Annotated in this window: 17 protein-coding genes and 1 riboswitch; of the genes, 11 read left to right on the top strand and 6 right to left on the bottom strand. The window is 74.9% G+C overall.

The window, feature by feature from the left end; translation table 11 throughout:
- The first annotated feature begins 177 nt into the window (after positions 1 to 177).
- Positions 178 to 1,689, top strand: coding sequence for a glutamate synthase subunit beta (locus AB0O09_RS00300; RefSeq protein ID WP_363538621.1), 1,512 nt, complete (start codon positions 178 to 180; stop codon positions 1,687 to 1,689).
- A gap of 64 nt (positions 1,690 to 1,753) precedes the next feature.
- Here AB0O09_RS00300 and AB0O09_RS00295 read toward each other — a convergent pair whose 3' ends face one another.
- On the bottom strand, positions 1,754 to 2,665 hold the full coding sequence (locus tag AB0O09_RS00295; RefSeq protein WP_363538619.1) for a LysR family transcriptional regulator: 912 nt from the start codon (positions 2,663 to 2,665) through the stop codon (positions 1,754 to 1,756).
- A gap of 96 nt (positions 2,666 to 2,761) precedes the next feature.
- Between AB0O09_RS00295 and AB0O09_RS00290 the strand changes: the two genes are divergently transcribed.
- The 5 genes from AB0O09_RS00290 (at position 2,762) to AB0O09_RS00270 (ending at position 10,251) form a co-directional block, all read left to right on the top strand.
- Positions 2,762 to 4,198, top strand: a complete 1,437-nt coding sequence (locus AB0O09_RS00290) for an MFS transporter (protein WP_363538617.1) — start codon at positions 2,762 to 2,764, stop codon at positions 4,196 to 4,198.
- A gap of 79 nt (positions 4,199 to 4,277) precedes the next feature.
- Complete coding sequence (locus tag AB0O09_RS00285) at positions 4,278 to 4,979, top strand: hypothetical protein (RefSeq protein WP_363538615.1); 702 nt, start codon at positions 4,278 to 4,280, stop codon at positions 4,977 to 4,979.
- Positions 4,980 to 5,471: 492 nt separating this feature from the next.
- Positions 5,472 to 5,622: riboswitch (cyclic di-AMP (ydaO/yuaA leader) on the top strand.
- Between the two features lies 1 nt (position 5,623).
- Positions 5,624 to 6,775, top strand: a complete 1,152-nt coding sequence (locus AB0O09_RS00280) for a transglycosylase family protein (protein WP_363538613.1) — start codon at positions 5,624 to 5,626, stop codon at positions 6,773 to 6,775.
- Positions 6,776 to 7,248: 473 nt separating this feature from the next.
- Entirely contained in the window at positions 7,249 to 8,472 is a 1,224-nt protein-coding gene (locus AB0O09_RS00275; RefSeq protein ID WP_363538611.1) for a glycoside hydrolase family 6 protein, read from the top strand.
- Positions 8,473 to 8,877: 405 nt separating this feature from the next.
- Positions 8,878 to 10,251: an endo-1,4-beta-xylanase gene (locus tag AB0O09_RS00270; protein ID WP_363538609.1), complete on the top strand. Its 1,374-nt coding sequence runs from the start codon at positions 8,878 to 8,880 to the stop codon at positions 10,249 to 10,251.
- 102 nt (positions 10,252 to 10,353) lie between these two features.
- Here the strand turns inward: AB0O09_RS00270 and AB0O09_RS00265 are convergent, their stop codons facing one another.
- Both AB0O09_RS00265 and AB0O09_RS00260 read right to left on the bottom strand, forming a co-directional pair.
- Positions 10,354 to 10,794 (bottom strand): GNAT family N-acetyltransferase, encoded by a 441-nt coding sequence (locus AB0O09_RS00265; RefSeq protein ID WP_363538607.1) that lies wholly within the window; start codon positions 10,792 to 10,794, stop codon positions 10,354 to 10,356.
- 459 nt (positions 10,795 to 11,253) lie between these two features.
- Positions 11,254 to 13,083: a cellulase family glycosylhydrolase gene (locus AB0O09_RS00260; protein ID WP_363538605.1), complete on the bottom strand. Its 1,830-nt coding sequence runs from the start codon at positions 13,081 to 13,083 to the stop codon at positions 11,254 to 11,256.
- A gap of 511 nt (positions 13,084 to 13,594) precedes the next feature.
- Between AB0O09_RS00260 and AB0O09_RS00255 the strand changes: the two genes are divergently transcribed.
- The 4 genes from AB0O09_RS00255 to AB0O09_RS00240 all read left to right on the top strand — a co-directional run bounded on the left by AB0O09_RS00255 (position 13,595) and on the right by AB0O09_RS00240 (position 17,244).
- Entirely contained in the window at positions 13,595 to 14,269 is a 675-nt protein-coding gene (locus AB0O09_RS00255) for a transcriptional regulator (RefSeq protein ID WP_363538603.1), read from the top strand.
- A gap of 44 nt (positions 14,270 to 14,313) precedes the next feature.
- The gene (locus tag AB0O09_RS00250) at positions 14,314 to 14,994 is read left to right on the top strand and encodes a DUF6629 family protein (protein WP_363538601.1); all 681 of its coding nucleotides are present in this window, start codon (positions 14,314 to 14,316) and stop codon (positions 14,992 to 14,994) included.
- 17 nt (positions 14,995 to 15,011) lie between these two features.
- Complete coding sequence (hemC, locus tag AB0O09_RS00245) at positions 15,012 to 15,941, top strand: hydroxymethylbilane synthase (RefSeq protein ID WP_363538599.1); 930 nt, start codon at positions 15,012 to 15,014, stop codon at positions 15,939 to 15,941.
- Between the two features lie 88 nt (positions 15,942 to 16,029).
- Positions 16,030 to 17,244: a saccharopine dehydrogenase NADP-binding domain-containing protein gene (locus tag AB0O09_RS00240; RefSeq protein ID WP_363538597.1), complete on the top strand. Its 1,215-nt coding sequence runs from the start codon at positions 16,030 to 16,032 to the stop codon at positions 17,242 to 17,244.
- Between the two features lie 65 nt (positions 17,245 to 17,309).
- On the opposite strand, the gene AB0O09_RS00235 is transcribed toward AB0O09_RS00240, so the two are convergent.
- On the bottom strand, positions 17,310 to 18,677 hold the full coding sequence (locus AB0O09_RS00235) for a histidine-type phosphatase (protein WP_363538595.1): 1,368 nt from the start codon (positions 18,675 to 18,677) through the stop codon (positions 17,310 to 17,312).
- A 195-nt stretch (positions 18,678 to 18,872) separates the two neighbouring features.
- On the bottom strand, positions 18,873 to 19,364 hold the full coding sequence (locus tag AB0O09_RS00230; protein ID WP_363538593.1) for a DUF1877 family protein: 492 nt from the start codon (positions 19,362 to 19,364) through the stop codon (positions 18,873 to 18,875).
- Between the two features lie 290 nt (positions 19,365 to 19,654).
- Between AB0O09_RS00230 and AB0O09_RS00225 the strand changes: the two genes are divergently transcribed.
- Positions 19,655 to 20,581, top strand: a complete 927-nt coding sequence (locus tag AB0O09_RS00225; RefSeq protein WP_363538591.1) for an ABC transporter substrate-binding protein — start codon at positions 19,655 to 19,657, stop codon at positions 20,579 to 20,581.
- An 80-nt stretch (positions 20,582 to 20,661) separates the two neighbouring features.
- Here the strand turns inward: AB0O09_RS00225 and AB0O09_RS00220 are convergent, their stop codons facing one another.
- A complete protein-coding gene (locus tag AB0O09_RS00220) occupies positions 20,662 to 21,657 on the bottom strand; it encodes a hypothetical protein (protein ID WP_363538589.1) in 996 nt (331 codons plus the stop codon).
- Positions 21,658 to 21,693: the final 36 nt, after the last annotated feature.

Genomic DNA, 21,693 nt, shown 5'->3' with positions numbered 1-21,693 from the left:
CTGTCCAAGCCGGGCGGGCGGGCGTACGGTGGCCACACGGCGCCGTACGCCCGCCCGCCCGGCTGCGACTGCCGACCCGTGCTCCCCCGGCCCCGCGCCCCCGCTCCTGTGCACCCCTCTTGCCCGGCCCTCCCCGCCCTGACGCCCGGCGGCGAACCGCACCGCTGGAGGCCGACCATGGCCGACCCCAAGGCGTTCCTGAACACGCCCCGGCTGCTCCGCGCCCGCCGGGCGGTGGCGGCCCGGGTGCACGACTGGGAGGAGGTCTACCAGCGGCGCGCGCTGCTCCCGATCATCAGCGGCCAGGCGGCCCGGTGCATGGACTGCGGGCTGCCGTTCTGCCACCAGGCCTGCCCGCTCGGCAACCTCGTCCCCGAGTGGAACCGGCTGGTCTCCGCGGACGACTGGCGCGACGCGGTGGAGCGCCTCGGCGCCACCAACAACTTCCCGGAGTTCACCGGCCGGCTCTGCCCCGCCCCCTGCGAGAGCGCCTGCGTGCTGGCCATCAACGCCGACGCGGTGACCATCAAGAACGTCGAACTCGCCATCGCCGACCATGCCTGGGAACACGGGCTGGAGCCGCCGCGGCCGCCGGAGCGCCGCACCGGGCGCACCGTCGCGGTGGTCGGATCGGGCCCCGCCGGGCTGGCCGCCGCCCAGCAGCTCACCCGGGCCGGCCACACCGTCACCGTCTACGAACGCACCGACCGGCCCGGCGGGTTGCTGCGCTACGGCATCCCGGACTTCCGGCTGGAGAAGCACCGGCTCGACCGCCGGATCGAGCAACTGCGCGCCGAGGGAACGCGGTTTTGCACCGGCGTGGCCGTCGGCCGGGACCTGCCGGCGGACGAACTGCGGGCCGGCTGCGACGCCGTGGTGATCGCCGTCGGCGCCACCGCCTGGCGCGAACTCCCGGTACCGGGGCGGGAATCCACCGGCATCCACCAGGCCATGGAGTACCTGCCGCTGGCCAACCGGGTGGTCGCGGGCGACCTCGACCGGTCCCCGGTCGACGCCCACGGGCGGCACGTGGTGGTGATCGGCGGCGGCGACACCGCCGCCGACTGCGTCGGCACCGCGCTCCGCCAGGAGGCCCTGGACGTAAGACAGTTGGACATCCACCCGCGCCCGCCCGAGGACCGTCCGCAGACGCAGCCCTGGCCCGTCCACCCCAAGGTCCACCGGGCCACCACCTCGCACGAGGAGGCGGCCGAGCTCCGCCCGCCCGACCTGCCCGACCCGGACATCCGGGCCTACGCCTCGGCCACCGTCCGCTTCGACGCCGACGCCCGCGGACAGGTCTCGGCCGTCCGCTTCGCCGACACCGAACCGGGCGGCCGGGCCCCGGTGCCCGGCACCGAGCACGCCCTCCCCGCCGACCTGGTGCTGCTCGCCCTCGGCTTCGCCGGCCCCGAGCACGACACCGGCCTGGCGCAGCAGTTGGGCCTCGGCCTGGACACCCGCGGCAACCTGGCCCGGGACGACCGCTTCGCCGCCGGGCCGGACGGCGTCTTCGTCGCGGGCGACGCCGGCCGCGGCCAGTCCCTGGTCGTCTGGGCCATCGCCGAGGGCCGCGCGGTCGCGGCCGCCGTCCACCGCTACCTCACCGGCCGCGACGAACTCCCCTCCCCCGTCACCCCCGCCGACCACGCCATCACCCCCGAGGACGTCCCCCCGCTCCCCGCCTGACCACCACGCCCGCGGGCTCGACCCACCCGATTCGGATACGGCTCGCGGACACATCCCGGCCGGCTCAGAGCCCCTCGCCGGCCAGGCGCTCGCGGATGCACCCCCGCAGCCACGCGTGCGCCGGGTCGGCGTCGTGCCGCGGGTGCCAGGCCAGGCCGAACGGCAGGGCCGGCAGGTCGAGCGGGATGTCGACCGTCACCAGTCCGAGCGCCTCGGCGAGGCCCCGGCTGCGCGTGGTGGTGAGGCCGACCAGGTCGGTGCTCCGGAGCACGAAGAGTGCCGCCGGGTAGGTCGCCACGGTGCCCACCACCGTGCGGGAGAGGCCGAGTTCGGCGAGTGCGGTGTCGATCGGTCCGTGCAGGCGGCCTCGGCGGGAGACGCCGAGGTGCCGGCCGGCCGCGAACCGTTCCGGGGTCGGCGGCCCGTCGAGCAGCGGGTGGCCGGGCCGGACGACGGCCAGCATCCGGTCCTCGTAGAGCTGTTCCACCCGCACCTCGGGAGCGGTGGTGTCGATCACCCCGACCTCCAGGTCGGCGGTGCCCTCGCGCAGGGCGGGCGCGTCCACGTGGCTCTCGCCGAGGAACCGCAGGCGGACGCCGGGCGCCTGCGCCGCGGTGCGGGCGAACAGTGCGGCGGCGTGCGCGGCGGCGAAGGCGTCGTGCGCGAGCACGGTGAACGTCCGCTCGAGGGTGCGCAGGTCGACCTGCCCGGCGGCGCTGAACAGTCCGCGGGCGCGCTCCACGACCGCCCGGACCTCCGGGTGGAGGGCCAGCGCGTGCGGGGTCGGCACCATCGAGCGGCCGGCCCGGACGAGCACGGGGTCGCCGAGGGCCTTGCGGATCCTGCCCAGGGTGCGGCTCATCGCCGGCTCGGAGAGGTGCAGCCGGGCCGCCGCCCCGGAGACGCTGCACTCCTCCAGCAGGACGTCCAGCGCCACCAGCAGGTTGAGGTCCATTCCGGATTGCACTGGACGCACTCCTCTCTTGCGAAACATGCACTGGAAGCAATCCAAGCATCCGCCTAGCGTGGACGGGAACCCAGACGCCTCTGCTCCGGAAGGAGCCCGTCCGCCATGTCCGAAAACGCCCCACCGGCCCTCCGCCGGTCCACCCTCTTCGCGATGTGCGCCTGCGTGCTCGTCGCCCAGAGCATGGTCGCCGCGATCAACCTGATGATCCCCCAGCTCGCGGCCTCCGCCCTGCACCCCTCCCCCGGCGCCCTGCTGTGGACGGTCGACGCCTACGTCATCGTCTTCGCCGGCCTGCTGATCCCGGCCGGCGCCTGCGGCGACCGGTGGGGGCGGCGGCGGGCGCTGCTCGTCGGCCTCGCGCTGTTCGCCTCCGGCGCCTGCCTGAGCGCCGCGGGCGGCTCGCTCGGCTCGGTGGCCGCACTGATCGCGGGCCGCGCGGTCTCCGGCGCCGGTGCCGCCCTCGTCATGCCCGCCACCATGGCGGTCCTCGTCCACCTGGCCGGCCCCGAGCGGCGTGTCCAGGCCCTCGCCTCGTGGACCCTCGCGGTCGGGCTCGGCGGGCTGGCCGGCAACGTCGGCGGCGGCCTGACCGCGCAGTTCCTGCCCTGGCAGGCGCTGTTCTGGGCGATGGTGCCGCTGTCCGTCCTGCTCGCGGCGGCGGTGCTGCGCACCGTCCCCGAGCTGCCGCGGCACGCCGCCGCCCTCGACCCCACCGGCTCGGCCCTGCTCGTCGCCGGCACCGCCGCCGTGCTGTACGGCATCATCGAGGGCCCTTCGCACGGCTGGCTCTCGGTGCCCGTGCTGGTCGGATTCGCGCTCGGCGCCGCCCTGTTGGCGGTCTTCACCCGGTACGGCCTGGTGACGCGGCGGCCGCTGGTCGACCCACGGGTGTTCCGTTCGCGGCGGCTGCGGGCCGCGGTGCTGGGCACGGCGGCCTCGTTCTTCGGCCTGTTCGCGCTGTTCTTCGTCAACTCGCAGTTCCTGCAGTACGCCAAGGGCTACTCGCCGGCCCGGACCGGCTTCGCCATCGTGCCGCTGACCGTCGGCATGGCGCTGGTGCCGCGGTTCGCCGGGCGGCTGCAGGCCCGGCACGGGGTGCGGTGGGTGGCCGGCGGCGGGCTGGCGCTGATCGGCGCCGGGCTGCTGGGCGTCTCCACCGCGGGCCCGGGCACCCCGTACCCGGTGTACGCGCTGTGGCTGCTGCTGCTCTCGGCCGGCATGGGGCTGTCCGCCCCGGGCCTGACCCACGCCGTGGTCTCCGAACTCCCGCCCGGGCAGGCCGGGCTGGGTGCCGGACTGAACACCGCGGCCCGGGAGCTGGGTGCGGCGCTCGGCGTGGCCGTGGTCGGCACGGTGCTCGCCTCCCGTACCGGCGCGGCCCACGGCCCGGCCGAGTTCACCGCGGGCATGGCCACCGGGCTCCGGGTGGTCGCCGTGCCGGTGCTGCTCGCCGCCCTCGCCGTCCTCGCCGGTCTGCGCGGCCGGCCGGCCGCCGAGCGGCCCGTTCCCGCGCCGGCGCCCGCCGCCGAGGCGGCCTGACGGCCCGTACGGCCCCGCGGCCGGGGCGGTGGGGCGCCCCCCGGGGCGCCGGCTCCGGCCGGTTTGCCACCATGCGGGCATGACCCTCATCGTCTCCGTGGCGGGCGCCGGTTGCGGCTGTGCGCCGCGCCGCGCCTGGTCCGCCTCGCCCGCGCCCGCGTGGGCGGCGGCCGCCGGAACCGCCCTCGCCCGCTGGCCCGATCCCGACTGCGCCGAGTCGCCGTACGAGGGGCGGGGCGTCGTGCAGACCGACCGGATGCCGGTGGCCGGCGAGGAGCGGATGCTCGGGCTGGACGGCCCGCTGCTCGTCGAGGGGCCGTTCTGGTGCCTGTTCGCCCCGGCCGCGACGGCGCTGAACGGGGTGCCCGACGACCCGGACGGGCTGCCCGAGCACGCCCTGGTCCGCTGCACCCCGCTGGCGGTGGCCGACGTCCGTCCGGGCGGTGCCTGGGTGCGCGTCGCGGTCGAGGAGGTGGTGCGGCTGACGGAGGTGCGGGAGCGCTGGGTGCCGTCCTCGGCCGGTTCGGTCGCGGGCCTGTTCCCGCCGGAGGGCGCCTCCGTGGACCGCTGCAGCGTCCGCCGCGGTGCGCTGCGGTACGTGGAGTGGTCCGCCCAGGGCGATCTGGGCCGCCGGGCGGTGCTGTGGGAGGGCGACGGCCGGTCGGTGCTGCTGATGTACGCCGAGTGGTCCTTCGACGAGGACGACGTCGTGTTCGGCCACCGGCCGCTGACCGCGGCGGAGGCCGCCGACGTGCGGGCCTGCTGGCCCGCGGAGGGCTGAGCGGACACCCGCCGCGCGATCCCCGTTCCGACACGAACGGACGGCCGCCGCGGGCGCCCGGCGGACCCGAACCTTCCGTTTCGGCCCGCTCCGGCCCCTCGGTTCGTGCCGTGATCGTCCCGGCGGGGCCCGGCGGCGGACCCGCCGAGCCCCGCATGCGTGCATTTTCGGCCGACTTCGCCGCCCTGCCGCACGGAAATGCCACCGGGAATTTCCCAGGGAATTTCCACGGAATTCGTCCGATCCGCGCCGCCGCGGACACGTCAGGGCCGCTGCCGCCCCCCGCGACCTGCGGCGCGGCCCGGGCCGGCGGTGGCGCGCGGGGCGGCGTGCGGCCGAAATGCACGCATGCGGCACCGAAGCACTCGTGATGATTGTGTGATGTTCGGGATGCTGGCTTGTTATCGCAGTGATGATCCCTCTAATGTCCACCTCAGCCCGACAGCACGGGCGCCCGAGGCGCGGCACGCCGAACCCTGCCCACCGCGTCGACCGGGTCACCGACCAGACCCTGGGCAGGGACGGGGGACCCAGTTTCGACGCCGCCCCCACACGGCTAGGGGTGAAGCCGCCTCAGTGCGGCCGGGCCACCTCCCGGTCCGAACCCGACAGCTCACCTCGCAGGCGTGCGGAGAGGGAACTCGATGGGTTTCATCGGCTCGGGCCGTCACCGCCGCCCCACCCAGACCGAGCGCGCCGTCGCGGCCGCAGGTGTGGCAGGTGCGGGTCTGGCGATCCCGCTGCTCACCGCGACGGGCGCCCACGCCGCCCCGGTCACCACCTGGGACGCGGTGGCCCAGTGCGCCAGCGCGGGCAACTGGGGCAAGAGCGTCGGCAACGGCGAGTACGGCGGCCTCCAGCTCGACCTGCGCACCTGGGTCGCCTACGGCGGCGACAAGTTCGCCTCCACGCCCGACCGGGCCACCAAGGAGGAGCAGATCGCCGTCGCCGAGCGCGTCCTCGAGGACCGCGGCGCGAAGGCCTGGGGAAACTGCGGCAAGTCCGCGGGCCTCACCGGCGAGGGCAAGCCGGAGACGGTCGACCAGAACTCCCGGGGCGACCAGGGCTCGACGGCGCCGACCGCCACCACCGCGCCGACCGACCGCGGCGCCTCGGCGCCGGTCTTCACCGGCATGCAGGGCCGGGACGCCAGCGGCGTCTACTGGTACCTGGTGGACGGTCAGTGGTACTGGACGACCAGCCAGGAGATCTACGACTACTACACCGGCCCGACGGCCCCGACCGCCCAGAGCCAGTCCACGGCGCCGGGCCAGGCCACCACCGCGCCGGCCTCGCCCACCGCGCAGGGCAACGCCACCACGCCTCCGACCATCGACCCGATCACGGGCCTCCCGGTCACCCCCGACCCGACCGGCACCACGACCGCCCCGGTGCCGGGCACCACCACGGCCCCCGGCATGCCCGCCCCGGGCACCGCCGCACCGGACGCCGCGCCCCCGGTCATCGACCCGATCACGGGCCAGCCGGTCACCCCCGGCACGACCAGCGCGCCGGCCACCACCCCCGGCACGCCCGCCCCGAGCACCACCGCGCCGGCCACCACCGGCCCGGGCACCACCGCCGACCCGGCCGCCACCACGGCCACCCCGGCCCCGCAGGCCACCACGCCCGCCGCGCAGCCCGACACGTACACGGTGGCGGCCGGCGACACGCTCTCCGACATCTCCGACAAGAACAAGCTCGGCGGCTGGAAGCAGGTCTACGACGGCAACGAGGGCACCATCGGCCAGGACCCGAACCTCATCAAGCCGGGCCAGGTCCTGAAGATCAAGTAACAGCGGCACCGCAGGCGCACCGACGCCGGCGGCCCCGGGACGCTCCCGGGTCCGCCGGCGTCCTGCCGTTCCGGCGCCGGATCCGGCCGGTGCCGGGCGGCCGGGGGCGACCCCGAAGTCAACCATCGACGTTCACATCGATGAACGATGGTTTCATCCATGGCCAGACCGTGGACGCGGAGCCGACAACACGTCAACGCCCTTCACGCAGGGGAGCATTGATCGCAGTGCGCCTCCGCGCCGCCCGCAGGCCCGGCAGCGGATTCAGCGGAGTGAACGACCCGGCCGCGGCACCCCGACAGCGCCCGGAGCCCCGCACGCATGTCGGCCAGGCGCCCAACCGCCCGTCCTGCGCGGAGCCTTGACGCGGCGGGCGGGTGCGACTAGAACTTCCCTCGCGCTTGGGAGCGCTCCCACGAGCCGCCCGCACCCTCGCCCTGCGCAGCCCGTACGCCAGCCCCTAGGAGCCGCACGTGTCCCGCCCACGCCGTCGAATCGCGGCCGCGAGCGCCGCCGTCGCCGCCGCCGCGGTCTGCTGCCTGCCCGCCAGCGCATCCGCCGCGCCCGCCGCCCCCGGCGGCGACCGGGCCGCGGGCCGGGCACCCGGCCCCGGCACCAGCTTCTACGTCGACCTCGACAGCAAGGCCCTGCACCAGGCCGCCGCCGACCTCAGGGCGGGCGACTGGGACAACGCGCTCGCCATGGCGAAGATGGGCTCGTACCCGGTGGCCCAGTGGTTCAACGGCACCGCGACCCCGCAGGAGACCACCACCGCGATGGCGCAGCTGCAGGCCAAGGCCGCGCGGCAGCATCAGACCCCGGTGGTGGTGGCGTACAACGTGCCCGGCCGGGACTGCTCGCAGTACTCCGCCGGCGGCGCCTCCAACTCCGCCGAGTACGCGGCCTGGGTCGACGGCCTCGCCCGGGGCATCGGCGACCGCCGCACGGTGGTGGTCCTGGAGCCGGACGGCCTCGCCCTGAGCCCCGCCTACTGCGGCGGCACCGCCCGGCAGCAGGCCGACCGGCTCGCCGAGATCAACGGCGCCGTCGACCGCCTCGCCGAGCAGCCGCACGCGGCCGTCTACCTGGACGCCGGCCACAGCGCCTGGCAGTCCACCGGCACCATGGCGAAGCTGCTGGTGGACGGCGGCGTCGAGCGCGCCCAGGGCTTCTTCCTCAACGTCTCCAACTACCAGCGCGACGCCGACCTGATCCGCTACGGCACCCAGGTCGCCAAGTGCAGCTGGTACCTCTCGCACACCCCGGGCGCGGTCGCCGACGACTGCGCCAACCAGTACTGGCCGCAGGCCGACGCGGACGCCTGGTACACCGCGCACGTCCCCGCCGACGCGAAGCTGCCGCACTTCGTGGTCGACAGCAGCCGCAACGGGCAGGGCCCGTGGACGCCCACCGCGACCTACCCGGACCCCCAGACCTGGTGCAACCCGCCGGGCCGCGGCCTCGGCACCCGCCCGACCGCCGACACCGGCACGCCGCTGTTGGACGCCTTCCTCTGGGTCAAGGTGCCGGGCGAGTCCGACGGCAGTTGCACCCGCGGCACCACCGGCGGCACCGACCCCGAGTACGGCGCCGCCGACCCGGCCGCCGGCGCGTGGTGGCCCGCCCAGGCCCACACCCTGGCCGCCAACGCCTCACCCGCGCTGGCCTTCGGCCTGCCGGCCGGCACGCACCGCTGACCACCCCCCATCGGCGGCCCCGGACCCCACCCGCCGGGCCGCCCGCCGGGCGCCGCACGCCCCACAGCACCGCTGCGGCGCCCGGCCCTTCTGCATGTCCACACACGGGCGAAAGTTTTCGAAGCTGGAAACGCCGCTCCTGGCCGCACTCGGCCAGAACTACGACCTGGCATTCCGTCAGACACCTTCGCCAGCACGCCAAGAAGCCCGTCATCCACCGATGGAAACTTTCGCCAGTCAATTCGAAACACGGTATTGACCGGCATTCGACAACAGGGACATACTCGTCGGCGATCGACCTCCCGCCGCTGGCCGCGTGGCGGACGCACAGCACCGCAACAGGTCCCACCCAGCCTGTCCGGACGGGCCCCACGGCCGTCCGGCCGACGGAAGAAGAGGTTGTCGATGATCCACCGCTCCCCCGGTGCCCCGGGGCTGCTCCGCCGCGTGCTGCTGGCCGGCACGGCCGGTGTGCTCGCCGCGGCGGGCCTGGCCGGTGCGGCCGGCACCGCCGACGCCGCGAGCACGCTCGGCGCGTCCGCCGCCGCCAAGGGCCGCTACTTCGGCACCGCCGTGGCCGCGGGCCACCTCGGCGAGTCCGCCTACGCCAGCACCCTGGACACCGAGTTCACCGCGGTCACCCCGGAGAACGAGATGAAGTGGGACGCCGTCGAGGCCACCCGCAACTCGTTCAACTTCGCGTCCGCCGACCAGATCGTCGCCCACGCGCAGGGCAAGAACATGAAGGTCCGCGGCCACACGCTGGTCTGGTACTCCCAGCTTCCCGGCTGGGTCGGCGGCCTGTCCGCCACCGACCTGCGCACCGCGATGAACAACCACATCACCCAGGTGATGACGCACTACAAGGGCAAGATCTACGCCTGGGACGTCGTCAACGAGGCCTTCCAGGACGGCGGCAGCGGCGCCCGGCGCAGCTCGCCCTTCCAGGACAAGCTCGGCAACGGGTACATCGAGGAGGCGTTCCGCACCGCCCGCTCCGTCGACCCCAACGCCAAGCTCTGCTACAACGACTACAACACCGACGGGCAGAACGCGAAGAGCAACGCGGTCTACGCGATGGTGAAGGACTTCAAGCAGCGCGGCGTGCCGATCGACTGCGTGGGCTTCCAGTCGCACTTCAACAGCGCCTCGCCGGTGCCGAGCGACTACCGGGCCAACCTGCAGCGCTTCGCCGACCTCGGCGTGGACGTGCAGATCACCGAACTCGACATCGAGGGTTCCGGCTCGGCGCAGGCCGCCAACTACACCAACGTGGTCAACGCCTGCCTGGCCGTCACCCGGTGCACCGGCATCACGGTGTGGGGCATCACCGACAAGTACTCGTGGCGCAGCAGCGGCACCCCGCTGCTGTTCGACGGCAACTACGGCAAGAAGGCCGCGTACACCGCGGTGCTGACCGCGCTCGGCGGTTCGGGCTCGGGCGGCGGGGACGGCGGAGGCGGTACGGGCTCGGGCTCCTGCACGGCCACCTACAGCCTCACGCAGAGCTGGAACGGCGGCTTCAACGGGCAGGTGACGGTGACGGCGGGCAGCACCGCGATCACCTCCTGGACGGTCACGGTGACCGTCACCCCGCCGCAGAAGGTGTCAGCCACCTGGAACGGTTCACCGAGCTGGGACAGCAGCGGCAACGTCATGACGATGAAGCCCAACGGCAACGGCAACCTGGCCGCCGGCGCGTCGACCAGCTTCGGCTTCACGGTGGCGTCCAACGGCAACACCACCGCCCCCAAGGTGGCTGCCTGCACGGCGGGTTGATCCCCCGCCACCGGCACGGCGGACGGCACGGCGGCTCCCCGGCCGCCGTGCCGTTCCGCGTTCACCCGTGCGCAGCGCCATGTCGGCGGGCCGCCACCCGGTTCAGGGCAGGCGCAGCGTGAGGAAGGGCACCGTGTCGCCGGGCAGCAGGTACTCCTCGACCTGGACGAAGCCCTGCGCCAGGGCGAAGGCGACGCCCTCGGTGTTGGACGCCAGGACGATCGTCTCGATCCGCTCGGCGCCCGTCGCGCGGGCCCGTTCGAGGCACCGGCGGTGGATCGCCGTCCCGATGCCCCGGCCGCGGTACTCCGGCAGGACCCGGGCGATCACGGTCGCGGCCGGTTCCTCCGCGGTCGGCGGGCGGACGGTCGAGCATCCCACGGGTTCGCCGTCGAGGCGGGCGACCTCCAGGTGGTAGCGGTCCGCGTTCCGTCGCACCTCGTCGAGCGAGAGCGGTGCGGTCGGGATGATCACGTTGTGGACGTGCCGCCAGGCCTCGATCGAGGCCTCGTCGTCCACCGGCCGGATGTGGAGATCACTCATGACGGCAGCCAAGCGGCGGCTCCCGTGCGCCGTCAACCGTCTTTCCCGGTGACCGATCCGGCGACCGTACGAGCCGGTCGCGGAGCGGTGGGGATGCGGGACCGTCCTCCCGTGCCGACCCGGCCCCGGACCGTCGTCTCCGCGGGTGACGGCAGCTGGCTCACCGTCGAAGGCGCCGATGTCGTGCGCTGGTCCCTCGGTTAGAGGTCGTTGGCGTACTCGTCGAGGTCGTCGCCGTGGCCACGCTCGACGACCCGCGACCGTGGTCGCGCACGGCGACGGCGTGAGCGGCCGGTTCCCGGCCGGTGTCGAACGCAGGGCCGCCGAGCATCGCCGACCGCGTGGCCCGGTGCCCGTGCGGGCATGGGGTGACACCGCCGCCCGGGAGTGCGGGCTCCTGGGCGGCGGTGTCGTGGCCGGGCGCGGAACGGGGGTCAGGTCACCGGTCCGCGCCACGGGTCAGGAGGTGGCGGTGCAGGTCGGGACGGCGGTGGCGACGGCCCCGCTGTCGGTGCGGGTGGCCTGGACGCCGAAGGTGGTGGAGCCGGCCGGGGCGATCACCCCGTTGTAGGAGAGGTTGGCGGCGCTGACGCTCTGCCCGTTCTGCTGGACGTCCGCGCTCCAGCTGCTGGTGACCTTGAGGCCGGTGGGCCACTGCCAGACGACCTTCCAGCCCTTGGTGGCGGCGGTGCCGGTGTTGGTGACGGTCACGTTGGCGGTCAGGCCGGCGCCCCAGTCGTTCAGGGTGAGCGCCGCGCTGCAGCCGGCGTTGCCGCCGGAGCCGGCCGTGGTGGCGGTGACGGTGGTCGAGGCGGCGGAGACGTTCCCGGCCGCGTCCTTGGCCCGCACGGTGTAGCTGTAGGCGGTGGCGGCGGTCAGTCCGCCGTCGGTGTAGGCGGTGGTGGTGCTGCTGCCGACCTTGGTGCTGCCGCGGTAGACGTCGTAGCCGGTCACGGCGGTGTCGTCGGTGGCGGCCGTCCAGGAGAGCGAGACGCTGCTCGCCGTGGTGCCGGTGACGGTGAGCCCGGCCGGCACGGTCGGTGCGGTGGTGTCGCCGCCTCCGCCCCCGCCGCCGCCGAAGCCGGGTGCCTTGATGTCGGCGAGGTAGCCGTCCTTGACGGTGTTGACGGTCGTCCAGTCGTCGTTCAGGATGCCGCCGGTGTCACCGGAGTTGGGGTTCCACGACCAGAACGTCCAGCCGAAGCTGTCGGCGCCGTACTGGGCGGTGGGCCGCAGGTACTGCACCAGGGCCTTCAGCCACTGCTGGTCGACGGTGGACTGCAGGGTGGTGCCGAACTCGCCGACCCAGACCGGGGCGATGTTCTGCTTGAAGAGGTAGCCCCAGTTCTTGTCCCAGACCCCGGGCATGTTGGCCGGGAAGGCCGGGTCGGAGAACCACGGCTGCTGGGCGACGCTGGTCGCGTAGTCGTGGGCCGAGTACACCACCCGGTTGGCGACGCTGAGTTGGACGGGGTACTGGCCGGCGCCCTGCAGGTTGCCGCCCCACCAGGTGGAGCTGCCGTTGAAGGTCTGCACGCCCTCGACGAAGATCAGCAGCTTGGAGTTGGCCGAGAGGACGGCCTCGCCGCCGCGCTGGGCGGCCAGCCGCCAGTCGGTGGCGGTGTCGCCGCAGCCCCAGCAGGCCGGGTCGTGCGGCTCGTTGTGCAGGTCGATGCCGACCACGGCGGAGTTGCCGGCGTAGCGGGCGGCGATCGACTTGAGGTTGGCGAGCCAGGTCGACTCCGGGACGGCGGCGGTGTACCAGAGGGCCGACTGGCCGCCGGAGTCCGGGCGGTGCCGGTCGAGGATCACCTTGAGGCCGGCCGTACCGGCGTAGTTGACCAGCTTGTCCATCACCTGGAGGGAGTTGAGCCCGACCAGGTCGGCGTTCATGCCGCCGGAGGTGTTGATGCTGGCGGGCTGGGTGCCCTTGAAGACGTCGTCGCTGTACGGCAGCCGGATGGTGTTGTAGCCGAGCGACCTCATCTGGTCGATCATGCTCTTGTAGTCGCGGCTCCACAGGCCGTGCGCCACGTAGTTGCCGGTCTCGAAGCCGAACCAGTTGATGCCGGCGATCCGGACGGGCTGGCCGGCCTCGTCCAGGATCTGCCGGCCGCTGGTGTGCCAGTACCCGGCGCCCGCGGAGGCGGTGGCGGCCGGGGCGGCGGGGGTGTCGGCGTGCGCGGCCTGAAGGCCGGTCGGGGCGGCGACGACCGCGGTGACCGCGGCGAGGGCTGCGGCACCGCGGCCGAGCCGGCGGGTGAGGCGCCGGCGCAGCTGAAGGCGCATGGGTCTCGTTCCTCTCTGGAGGCTGTCCGGGCGCCGCCGCCGGGGGAAGTCGGCGGTCGGGCGCGCGGCGGGTGGGGGCGGTCCGTGGTACGAGAGTGCCGATGCCGGCACCCCATCATTTCGGGAGCGCTCCCACAGTGGACGGGGCTGTGCGCCGGAGTCGCCCTCATCAAAGCCAGTGGCGGATCAGCCGTCAATACGACCAACAGACTTCAATACATGAAGGATTGGGCCGCAAACCGCCACTCCGGCTGGAAACGGTGGCCTGACCTGTACGACTAATGAAGGATCGCAGGGTGATCGACTGCCCATACTGGGAGCGCTCCCAGGGTTCGCGGGCTACGCCGACCGGTGCCCCGATGCCGCCACGCCGGGCCGGGAACCCGCCCGATCGGGCCCGGGCTGCCTACGCTGGCCGGGGCGACCGGTCCGCGGACGTCCGTGTGGGGCGCGGCGGCCCGGGCAGACGGGAGCGCGTCGGGCAGGCCGACGACAGTGGAGGAGGCCGAGCATGAGCCGCAAACCGCGCCAGGTGCTGGAGGACGTCCGCCGGGAGCTCGCCCCGGGCGAACGGGAGAACCGCCTCGTCCCCGAGATCGCGGCGGGCACCGCCCCGCTGACCGTTCTGGCGGAGCTCGCCGCCCAGCAGTACCGGATCATCGGGAGCGACCGGCGGAGCCTGCTGGTGCTGGCCGCCCGCTGCGCGGACGACCCCGGCGGCGCGTACTTCGCCGGCCTGGCCGACGGCGAGGGCGAGGCGCTGCGGATGCTCGAGGCCTTCGCCGCCCGCTGCGGGCTGTCGCCGCGCGAGGCCGCGGCCCGCAAGCCGCTGCCCGGCTGCCAGGCGTACCCCGCCTACCTGGCCTGGCTCGCGCTGAACGGCGACCCGGCCGGGGTGGTGCTCGCCCTCACCGCCAACTTCGCCGCCTGGGGCGGCTACTGCGCGGCCGTGGCGACGGGCCTGCGCCGCCACTACGGCTTCGACGACACCGACTGCGCCTTCTTCGACTTCTTCGCCCGCCCGGCACCGGCCGCGGAGGACGCGGCGGTGGCGGTGCTGGAGGCGCTGTCCCCGGACGGGGGACGGATCGGCGCGGGCCGCGAGTACGGGCAGTTGCTGCAGGCGTACGAGCTGATGTTCTGGAACACCCTCGCGGACGCCCCGGCCCGTCGGCACGGACGCTGAGCCCCGCCTCGGCGACCCTCGGCGGCCCTTCGCGAGGAGGCCGGATGTGCTGGAGTGCGGAGGCGGACGCGGCCGCCGGGGCGGTGGTCGCCGGGCTCGGCACGGTCTGCCTGCTGCGGGTGCGCGATCCGCGGCGGGTGCCGCTGGCCGCACTGCCGCTGCTGCTCGGGGTGCACCAGCTGGTGGAGGCGGCGGTCTGGCTCGGCGCGGACGGCCGGATCGGGCCCGGACCGGCCCTGGCCGCCCGCACGGTGTGGGCCCTGATCGCGTTGCCGCTGCTGGTGCTGCTGGTGCCCTTCGGGGTGTGGTGCGCGGCGGGGCCGGGCCACCCGCGGCGGCGGACGTCGGGCGCGCTCGCCGTGCTGGGCGCGGTGGTCGCCGTCCCGCTCGCGGTGGCGGTGCTGCGCCGCCCGGTGTCGGCCGAAGTCCGCCACCACACGCTGGCGTACGCGGTCGGCGTGCCCGCGGCTCCGCTGCTGACCGCCGGATACCTGCTGGCCACCGTCGGTGCGCTGCTGCTGAGCGGGGACGCCGCGCTGCGGCGGCTCGGCCTCGTCCTGGGCGCGGGCGCGGTGGTGTGCGCCCTGGTGTGGCGCCTCGCCTTCGCCTCGACCTGGTGCGCGCTGGCCGCCGTCGCGGCCGTCCTGCTGCTGGGCTGGGCGGGCGGAACGGGCCCGCCGGTGCCGGCCGGTGCGGCGGGCCGCGGTCCGGGCGGGGACGAGTGACGGCCTATCATCTCCCCATGGCCGAACCGCTGCGCATCGTCACCCGTTCGTCACCGATGGCCCTCGCCCAGGTCGAGCGCGTCCGCGCCGAACTCGCCGTGCTGCACCCGGGGATCCGGACGGAGGTCGTGCCGGTCACCACCTCCGGCGACCGCTGGACGGGCGACCTGGCCGCGCTCGGCGGCAAGGGCGCCTTCACCAAGGAGGTCGACGCCGCGCTGCTGGCCGGCGAGGCGGACCTGGCGGTGCACTGCCTGAAGGACGTCCCGGCCGACCGGCCGCTGCCGGCGGGCACGGTGTTCGCCGCCCACCTGGCGCGCGACGACATCCGCGACGCCCTGGTGCACCCGGGCGGACTGACGCTGGACGAGCTCCCGGCCGGCACCCGGATCGGCACCTCCTCGGTGCGGCGGGTCGCCCAGCTGGCCGCCTCGCACCCGCACCTGGTGTGCGTGCCGATGCGCGGCAACGCCAACAGCCGGCTGGCGAAGCTGGACGCCGGTGAGGCGGACGCGCTGCTGCTGGCCGTCTCCGGCCTGGAGCGGATCGGCCTCGCCGACCGGATCAGCGAGGTGCTGGACGTGGCGGCGATGTGCCCGCCGATCGGCGCCGGCATCCTCGTCCTGCAGTGCCGCGAGGACGACACCGCCACGGTCGACACCGTGACCGGTCTCAACGACCCGCGGACGTGGCGCGAGGCGGCCGCGGAGCGGATGTTCCTGCACGTGCTGCAGGGCCACTGCAACGCGCCGATCGCCGGCTACGCGCGGGCCGAGGACGACGGGCGGCTCTCCATGCGCGGCCGGGTGTTCTCGCCGGACGGCAAGCGAGTGCTGGACGCCCACGAGTGGGCCGGCGCACTCGGCCCGGAGGACCTCGGCACCTCGACCGCCCTCGCCCTGAAGCGGCAGGGCGCCCAGGAGCTCATCGACGGCATCGCCCACTGAGCGCGCGGCCGCCGCGTCCCGGTCGTTGACAGTGCCACGACGGGCTCCTAGCGTGGCGCAGTCGATTACCCGCGAGTAGGGACTGTTGATGGCCGCGCCGCGCCCGTACGACCTCGTCCTGTTCGGTGCCACCGGGTTCACCGGCGGGCTCACCGCCGAGTACCTGGCCCGGGCCGCGCCCCGGGACTGCCGCTGGGCGCTCGCCGGGCGGGACGAGCGCAGGCTCGCCGCCGTCCGGACGCGGCTGGCGGAGATCGACCCGCGCTGCGCGGACCTCCCGCTGCTGGTCGCGGACGCCGCGGACCGCGCGGCGCTGCGCGAGGTGGCCGCCTCCGCCCGGGTGGTGGTGTCCACGGTCGGCCCGTACCTGCGGTACGGCGAGCCGCTGGTGGCGGCCTGCGCCGAGCAGGGCACGGACTACGTGGACCTCACCGGCGAGCCGGAGTTCGTCGACCGGATGTACCTGCGGCACCACGAGCGGGCGGTGGCCAGCGGGGCGCGGCTGGTGCACGCCTGCGGCTTCGACTCGGTGCCGCACGACCTCGGTGTGCTGTTCACCGTCGAGGAGCTGCTGCGCCGCGGCGGCCCGGCGGCCCGGCTCTCGGTGGAGGGCTTCGTCCGCGCCGGCGGCACCATCTCCGGCGGCACCTTCGCCTCGGCGATGACGGCCTTCTCCCGGCCGCGGGCGATGGCGCAGGCCGCCCGGGCGCGCCGCGCGGTCGAGCCGCGGCCGAAGGGACGGCTGGTGCGCACGCCGGCCGGCCGGCCGCACCGGTCGCGGGCCGCGCGGGCCTGGGCGGTGCCGATGCCCGCGATCGACCCGCAGGTGGTGGCCCGCTCGGCCGCCGCGCTGGACGAGTACGGCCCGGACTTCGGCTACGCGCACTACGCGGCGGTGCGGCGGCTGCCGATCGCCCTCGGCGGGGTCGCCGCGGTGGCGGCGGTCGCCGTGGCCGCCCAGCTGCCGGTGCTGCGCCGGGCGCTGGGTCGGTTGCGCAGCCCGGGCGAGGGGCCGAGCGCGGAGCAGCGGGCGCGGTCCTGGTTCGCCGTCCGGTTCGTGGCGCGCGCGGAGGGCGGCCGGACGGTCTTCACCGAGGTGTCGGGCGGCGACCCGGGCTACCAGGAGACGGCGAAGATGCTCGCCGAGTCGGCGCTCTGCCTGGCCTACGACGACCTGCCGCCGGTGGCGGGGCAGCTGACCACGGCGGTGGCGATGGGCCGGCCGCTGATCGACCGGCTGGTCGCCGCGGGCATCTCCTTCCGGGTGCTGGACGGGCCGCCGACGAGCGCCCCGGGCCGCTGAGCGACCGCACGGCCCGCCCCCGCCCCGGCAGGACGGAGCGGGGGCGGGCCGTGCGGATCCGTCCGTCAGGCGCGGCCGAAACAGCGCTCCAGCTCGCCGAGCTCGTAGAAGTGGCTGCCCTTGGCGACGGGCTTGCAGAACGCCGGGAAGGCGGTCTCCTTCTCGTTGTAGAACATCCGGACGAGGTGGCTCGGTGCGCCCCCGGCCGTGGTGCCCGCGTACAGGTCCCACTGGATGTTGGCGGCCATCGGCGAGACCTCGGCGCCCCGCCAGGGGTTGTTCCGGTAGCTGTAGGGCTCGTCGGCCTCGGCGGGCTCGGTGCTGCCGGGCAGGCCGAGCAGGACGGCGAGCGGCTCGATCTCCTCGGCGTGGGTGAAGCGCAGCACCGCACCGTTGCGGCCGGTGCCGGCGGCCCGGGCCTCGGCCTGGGCGAACAGGTCGGCGAGCAGGACGCCCGCCATCCGGTAGGTGACGGTGCGGCCGCTGAAGGCGGGGCCCTTCTGGTAGAACTCCTCGGCGTCGTCGAGGTAGCCGAACCACTGGGCGTCGCGGTCGGCCAGGAACGGGTCGAGGTCGACGTCCGGCGCCTCCACGGCGAGGTCCGGCGCGGCGCTGTACAGGGCGTACAGCGAGCGGGCGAAGGCGATCCGCCGGTCGGCGGTCAGCGTGGCGGCGAAGTCGGCGCGGAAGAGGCGGCCGACGGTGTGCCGGGCGGCCTCGGCGGTGCGCGGCATGCCGTCGACGGCCGCGAGCACGGCGGCGAGGTCCTGGTCCTTCGCCAGGTACGCCTGGTAGTCGGCGTTCTGCGGTTGCTTGTGGAAGTAGAGCAGGTCCTTGTCGGTGACGGGTGCTCCGATCAGGCCGGCCAGTTCGGGCCGGCCGGCCGTCAGGCCCGCGGTGAAGGCGTTGGCGCTGGCGGTCGCGCGGGCCGCTCCGGAGGTCTCCACCACGATCGGCTCGCCCGTGGCGGCGATGGTGTCGAACAGCCCGGGCAGCCGCTGCTCCAGCCGCAGGGCGGTCTGCCGGTGCTCCTGGGCGCCCAGGCCGGACAGGTTGCCGTAGCCGATCCCGGCGGCGGCGGCCAGCAGCGACCGGACCTGTGGGGTGAGCCTGCGGCCGAGGTCGGTCAGGCCGCCGCGGTCCCGGGCCTCGGCCAGCACCGCGAGCACCGCGTCGCCGTCCTTGCCGTCGGTCATGGCCCGGGAGCCGTGCCGGGCGACGTTCTCGGTGAACACCGCGGTGTAGCCCTTCGGCACCGGCTGGTAGCGGCCCGGCCGCCCCTGCGGGAGGTACGGCGCCCTGGTCCCGTAGGAGTCCCGTTCGGCCCGCGGGCCGCCCGACCGGTCGTGCGCGGAGGCCGTGCCCCCGGTCAGCACCATGGCGGCGGCCGGCGCGGTGGCGGTGGCGGCCGTGAACCGGGCGGTGCGCTTCACAACAGACCTTTCGACAGGGGTACCGGTCCGTCGACCGAGAACCTCCGCACTCTCGCGCCCGGGCCGGAACTGCGCCCCACCACGTGGCACGGCCCGGATGATCACCGGGTGAACGCCGGCCGACCGCCTCCTTCACCATGACCCGCCACCCGTCGGCGCGCCAACGAGCGGCGCGCGGTGGTCCCGCCGGGCCGGTCACTGGCTGACGGTGAACACCGCGCCCCGCCCGTCGGCGGCGGCGCGTGCGAAGAAGGCGCGCAGTTCGCCGAACCAGTGGCGGGTGTAGCCGAAGTCCTCCTCGTCGCGGGCGCCGTCGTAGTCCTCCGGGTCGAGCGCGAAGAAGCGCTCGCGCAGCCGGGGCTCGTCGATCCCGGCGAGGGCCGCGGCGACGTCGGCGACCTCCTGCGGGGTGGTGAGGACGACGACGTAGTCGTCGCCGCCGTACAGCGGCAGGCCGCCGAGGACGGCGTGCGAGAGCGGGTAGTCGCCGCCGTCGTACGACAGCGTGCCGTCGGCGAGGCAGCGGTGGATGGCGTCCCACGCCTTGTCGGTCTCGGCGAGGTGGTTGGTGTCCCAGGCCTCCTCGATCCCGGCGACCTCGGCGAGCACCGCCTCGTCGTCCGCGGCGGCGAGCAGGCGTGCGGCCTGCTCCTCGGTCAGCGCGAAGTGCACTCCTCGGCAGCCCATCGGTGCTCCCCTCTCCGGCTTCGGCGTCGGTGCGGGACGCTATCGCGGGCCGCCGACAGCCGAGCACGGCCTACCACCGGGTAGGGACCCCGGGGGCCGCGGCGGTGTCCGGGGTGGAAGGATGGGCGGTCCGCCCCCGGTGGCGTACCTCGGTCGACCAGGCCGCCTGCCCATCCTGCGGCGGCCTCCGGTGACGGGACCAGGTCCGCGTCGCGTAACCCTGCGGCCTCGGCGGCGTGAGTGCCATCAGTCTTCCTCCGCTCTTCCCTCCCTCAGGAAGCTCCCTCACCATGCACCAGTCACCCCTGCCCCGGCGCGCCCGCGTGCCCGGGCGCACCCTCGCGGCCGCCGGTGCGGCCGGCCTGCTGCTGTCCGGCTGTGCGAGTGCGGTCTCGCCGGCCGCGGACGGCTCGTCCGACCTGCGCGACCGGGTGCCGAAGGCCGTCCGCAAGGCCGGTGTGCTGCGGATCGGCTCGTACCTCAACTACGCCCCGGTGGACTACAAGGAGGCCGACGGGCGGCCGGCCGGCCTCGACCCGGACCTGGCCGCGGCGATCGGCAAGCTGCTCGGGCTGCGGATCGAGTTCGTCGACATGCCCTTCGACCGGCTGATCCCGGCCGTGCAGTCCGAGGACGTCGACCTGGCGATGTCCGCGGTGATCGACACCACCGACCGGCAGAACGGCATCGACGACGCGGGCCGCACCTCCGGGCCGGGCGTCGACTTCGTGGACTACTTCTTCACCAGCACCTCGATCCTGGTGAAGGCCGGCAATCCGGAGCGGATCAACGGCCTGGACAGCCTGTGCGGGCACGCCGTCGCGGTGCAGAAGGGCACCGTGCAGGCGGAGATCGCGATCCGCCAGGCGGGCGCCTGCAGCCGGTACGACAAGAAGCTGGACGTGCACCAGCTGGCCGACGACGAGCTGGCGCTGGCGGAGGTGGCGGCCGGGACGGCGGTGGCGGACCTCAACGACTACCCGGTGGCCCAGTTCAACACCTCGGCGGTGCGCGGCGGCCGGTTCGAGCTGACGGGCGACCACATCCAGTCCAGCCCGTACGCGATCACGGTGAACAAGGCGGAGCCCGAGCTGCGCACGGCCGTCGCGAAGGCGCTGGACCGGCTGATCCGCAACGGCGAGTACGACCGGATCCTGGAGCGGTGGAACCTGCACACGGGAGCGGTCTCCAGTGCGGTGGTGAACGGCGGCCGCTGAGCACCCGCCGCGGTGCGGGGGCACCGGGCGGCCCGGCCCGAACCGGCCCGCCCGGCGCCCTCCGGTGATCCGAAGGATCGTCAGTTCCCCTTCTTCCGGCCGGACCGGAGCTTGGCGAGGCCGATCGCCGCGACCACCGCGATCAGGGCGGCGAGCGCGTGGTCGGTACCGCCGCCGGATCCGGAGCCGGCGGCCCGGCCGGAGGTCGTCTGCGCGCCGTCCGAGGGGGCGGCGGCCGGGCTGCCGGACGGTGCGGGTGCGGCGTCCTGGGTGAGGCGCAGCCGCCAGACGTCGCTGTCGCCGCCCTCGCTGCCGTAGAGGACGGCGGTGCCGTCCGCGGAGAAGGTCACCGACTCGCCCTGGCGCTGGAAGGGCACGTCCAGCGGGCGGAGCTTCTTCGGGGTGCCGTCCCAGGCGTACAGGTCCGAGCCGAAGTAGCCGCGCAGCACCAGTCGGCGGCCGTCCGGCGAGAAGGCGCCGTCGGTCACCCAGGGCACGTCGGCGATCCGCTTGAAGGTGTTGACGCCGGTCGGCGAGAGCGCCTCCGGGCCCTGGTAGAGGCCGCCGCCGGACTGCTTCTTGCTGGCGATGTAGGCGCGGCCGGTGACCGGGTGCACCATCAGCGCCTCGGCGTCGCGCGGGCCGTCCTCGTAGCGGACCTTGTACCGGACGGCGGTGACCGTCTGGTCGTGGAGTTCGGCCGGCTCGGGGAAGGCGTAGATCCACACCTCGGGCCAGGTGCCGTCGAGGTTGTCGCCGATGTCGCCGACGTACAGCCGGCCGTCGGGGCCGAGCGAGATCGCCTCCACGTCGCGCGGCTTGATGCCGCGCAGGGTGACGGTCGCGACGGTGCGGCCCTCGTCGTCGACGGCGTAGACGTACGGGCCGTCGTCGCTGTCGTTGTGCGTCCAGTACACGCCGGGGTGGGCCCGGCTCGCGGCGAGGCCGCTGGACTCGGTGATCCGCTTGTCGTGGACGGTGAAGAGGCGCTCCGGCCGCTCGTCGGCGGCGGCCGGCAGCGCGGCCGGGCCCAGCAGGATCAGCAGTGCCCCGGCGGCGGCCGCACCGCTGCGCATCCGTCGCCGGCCCCTCGTCGCTCGCTCCACCGGGCG

The organism is Kitasatospora sp. NPDC093679 (genome assembly GCF_040683455.1).
Classification (GTDB): Bacteria; Actinomycetota; Actinomycetes; order Streptomycetales; family Streptomycetaceae; genus Kitasatospora; species Kitasatospora arboriphila.
Note: the sequence above shows the minus strand (reverse complement) of the source record. Positions and strands in the feature narration are given on the sequence as shown.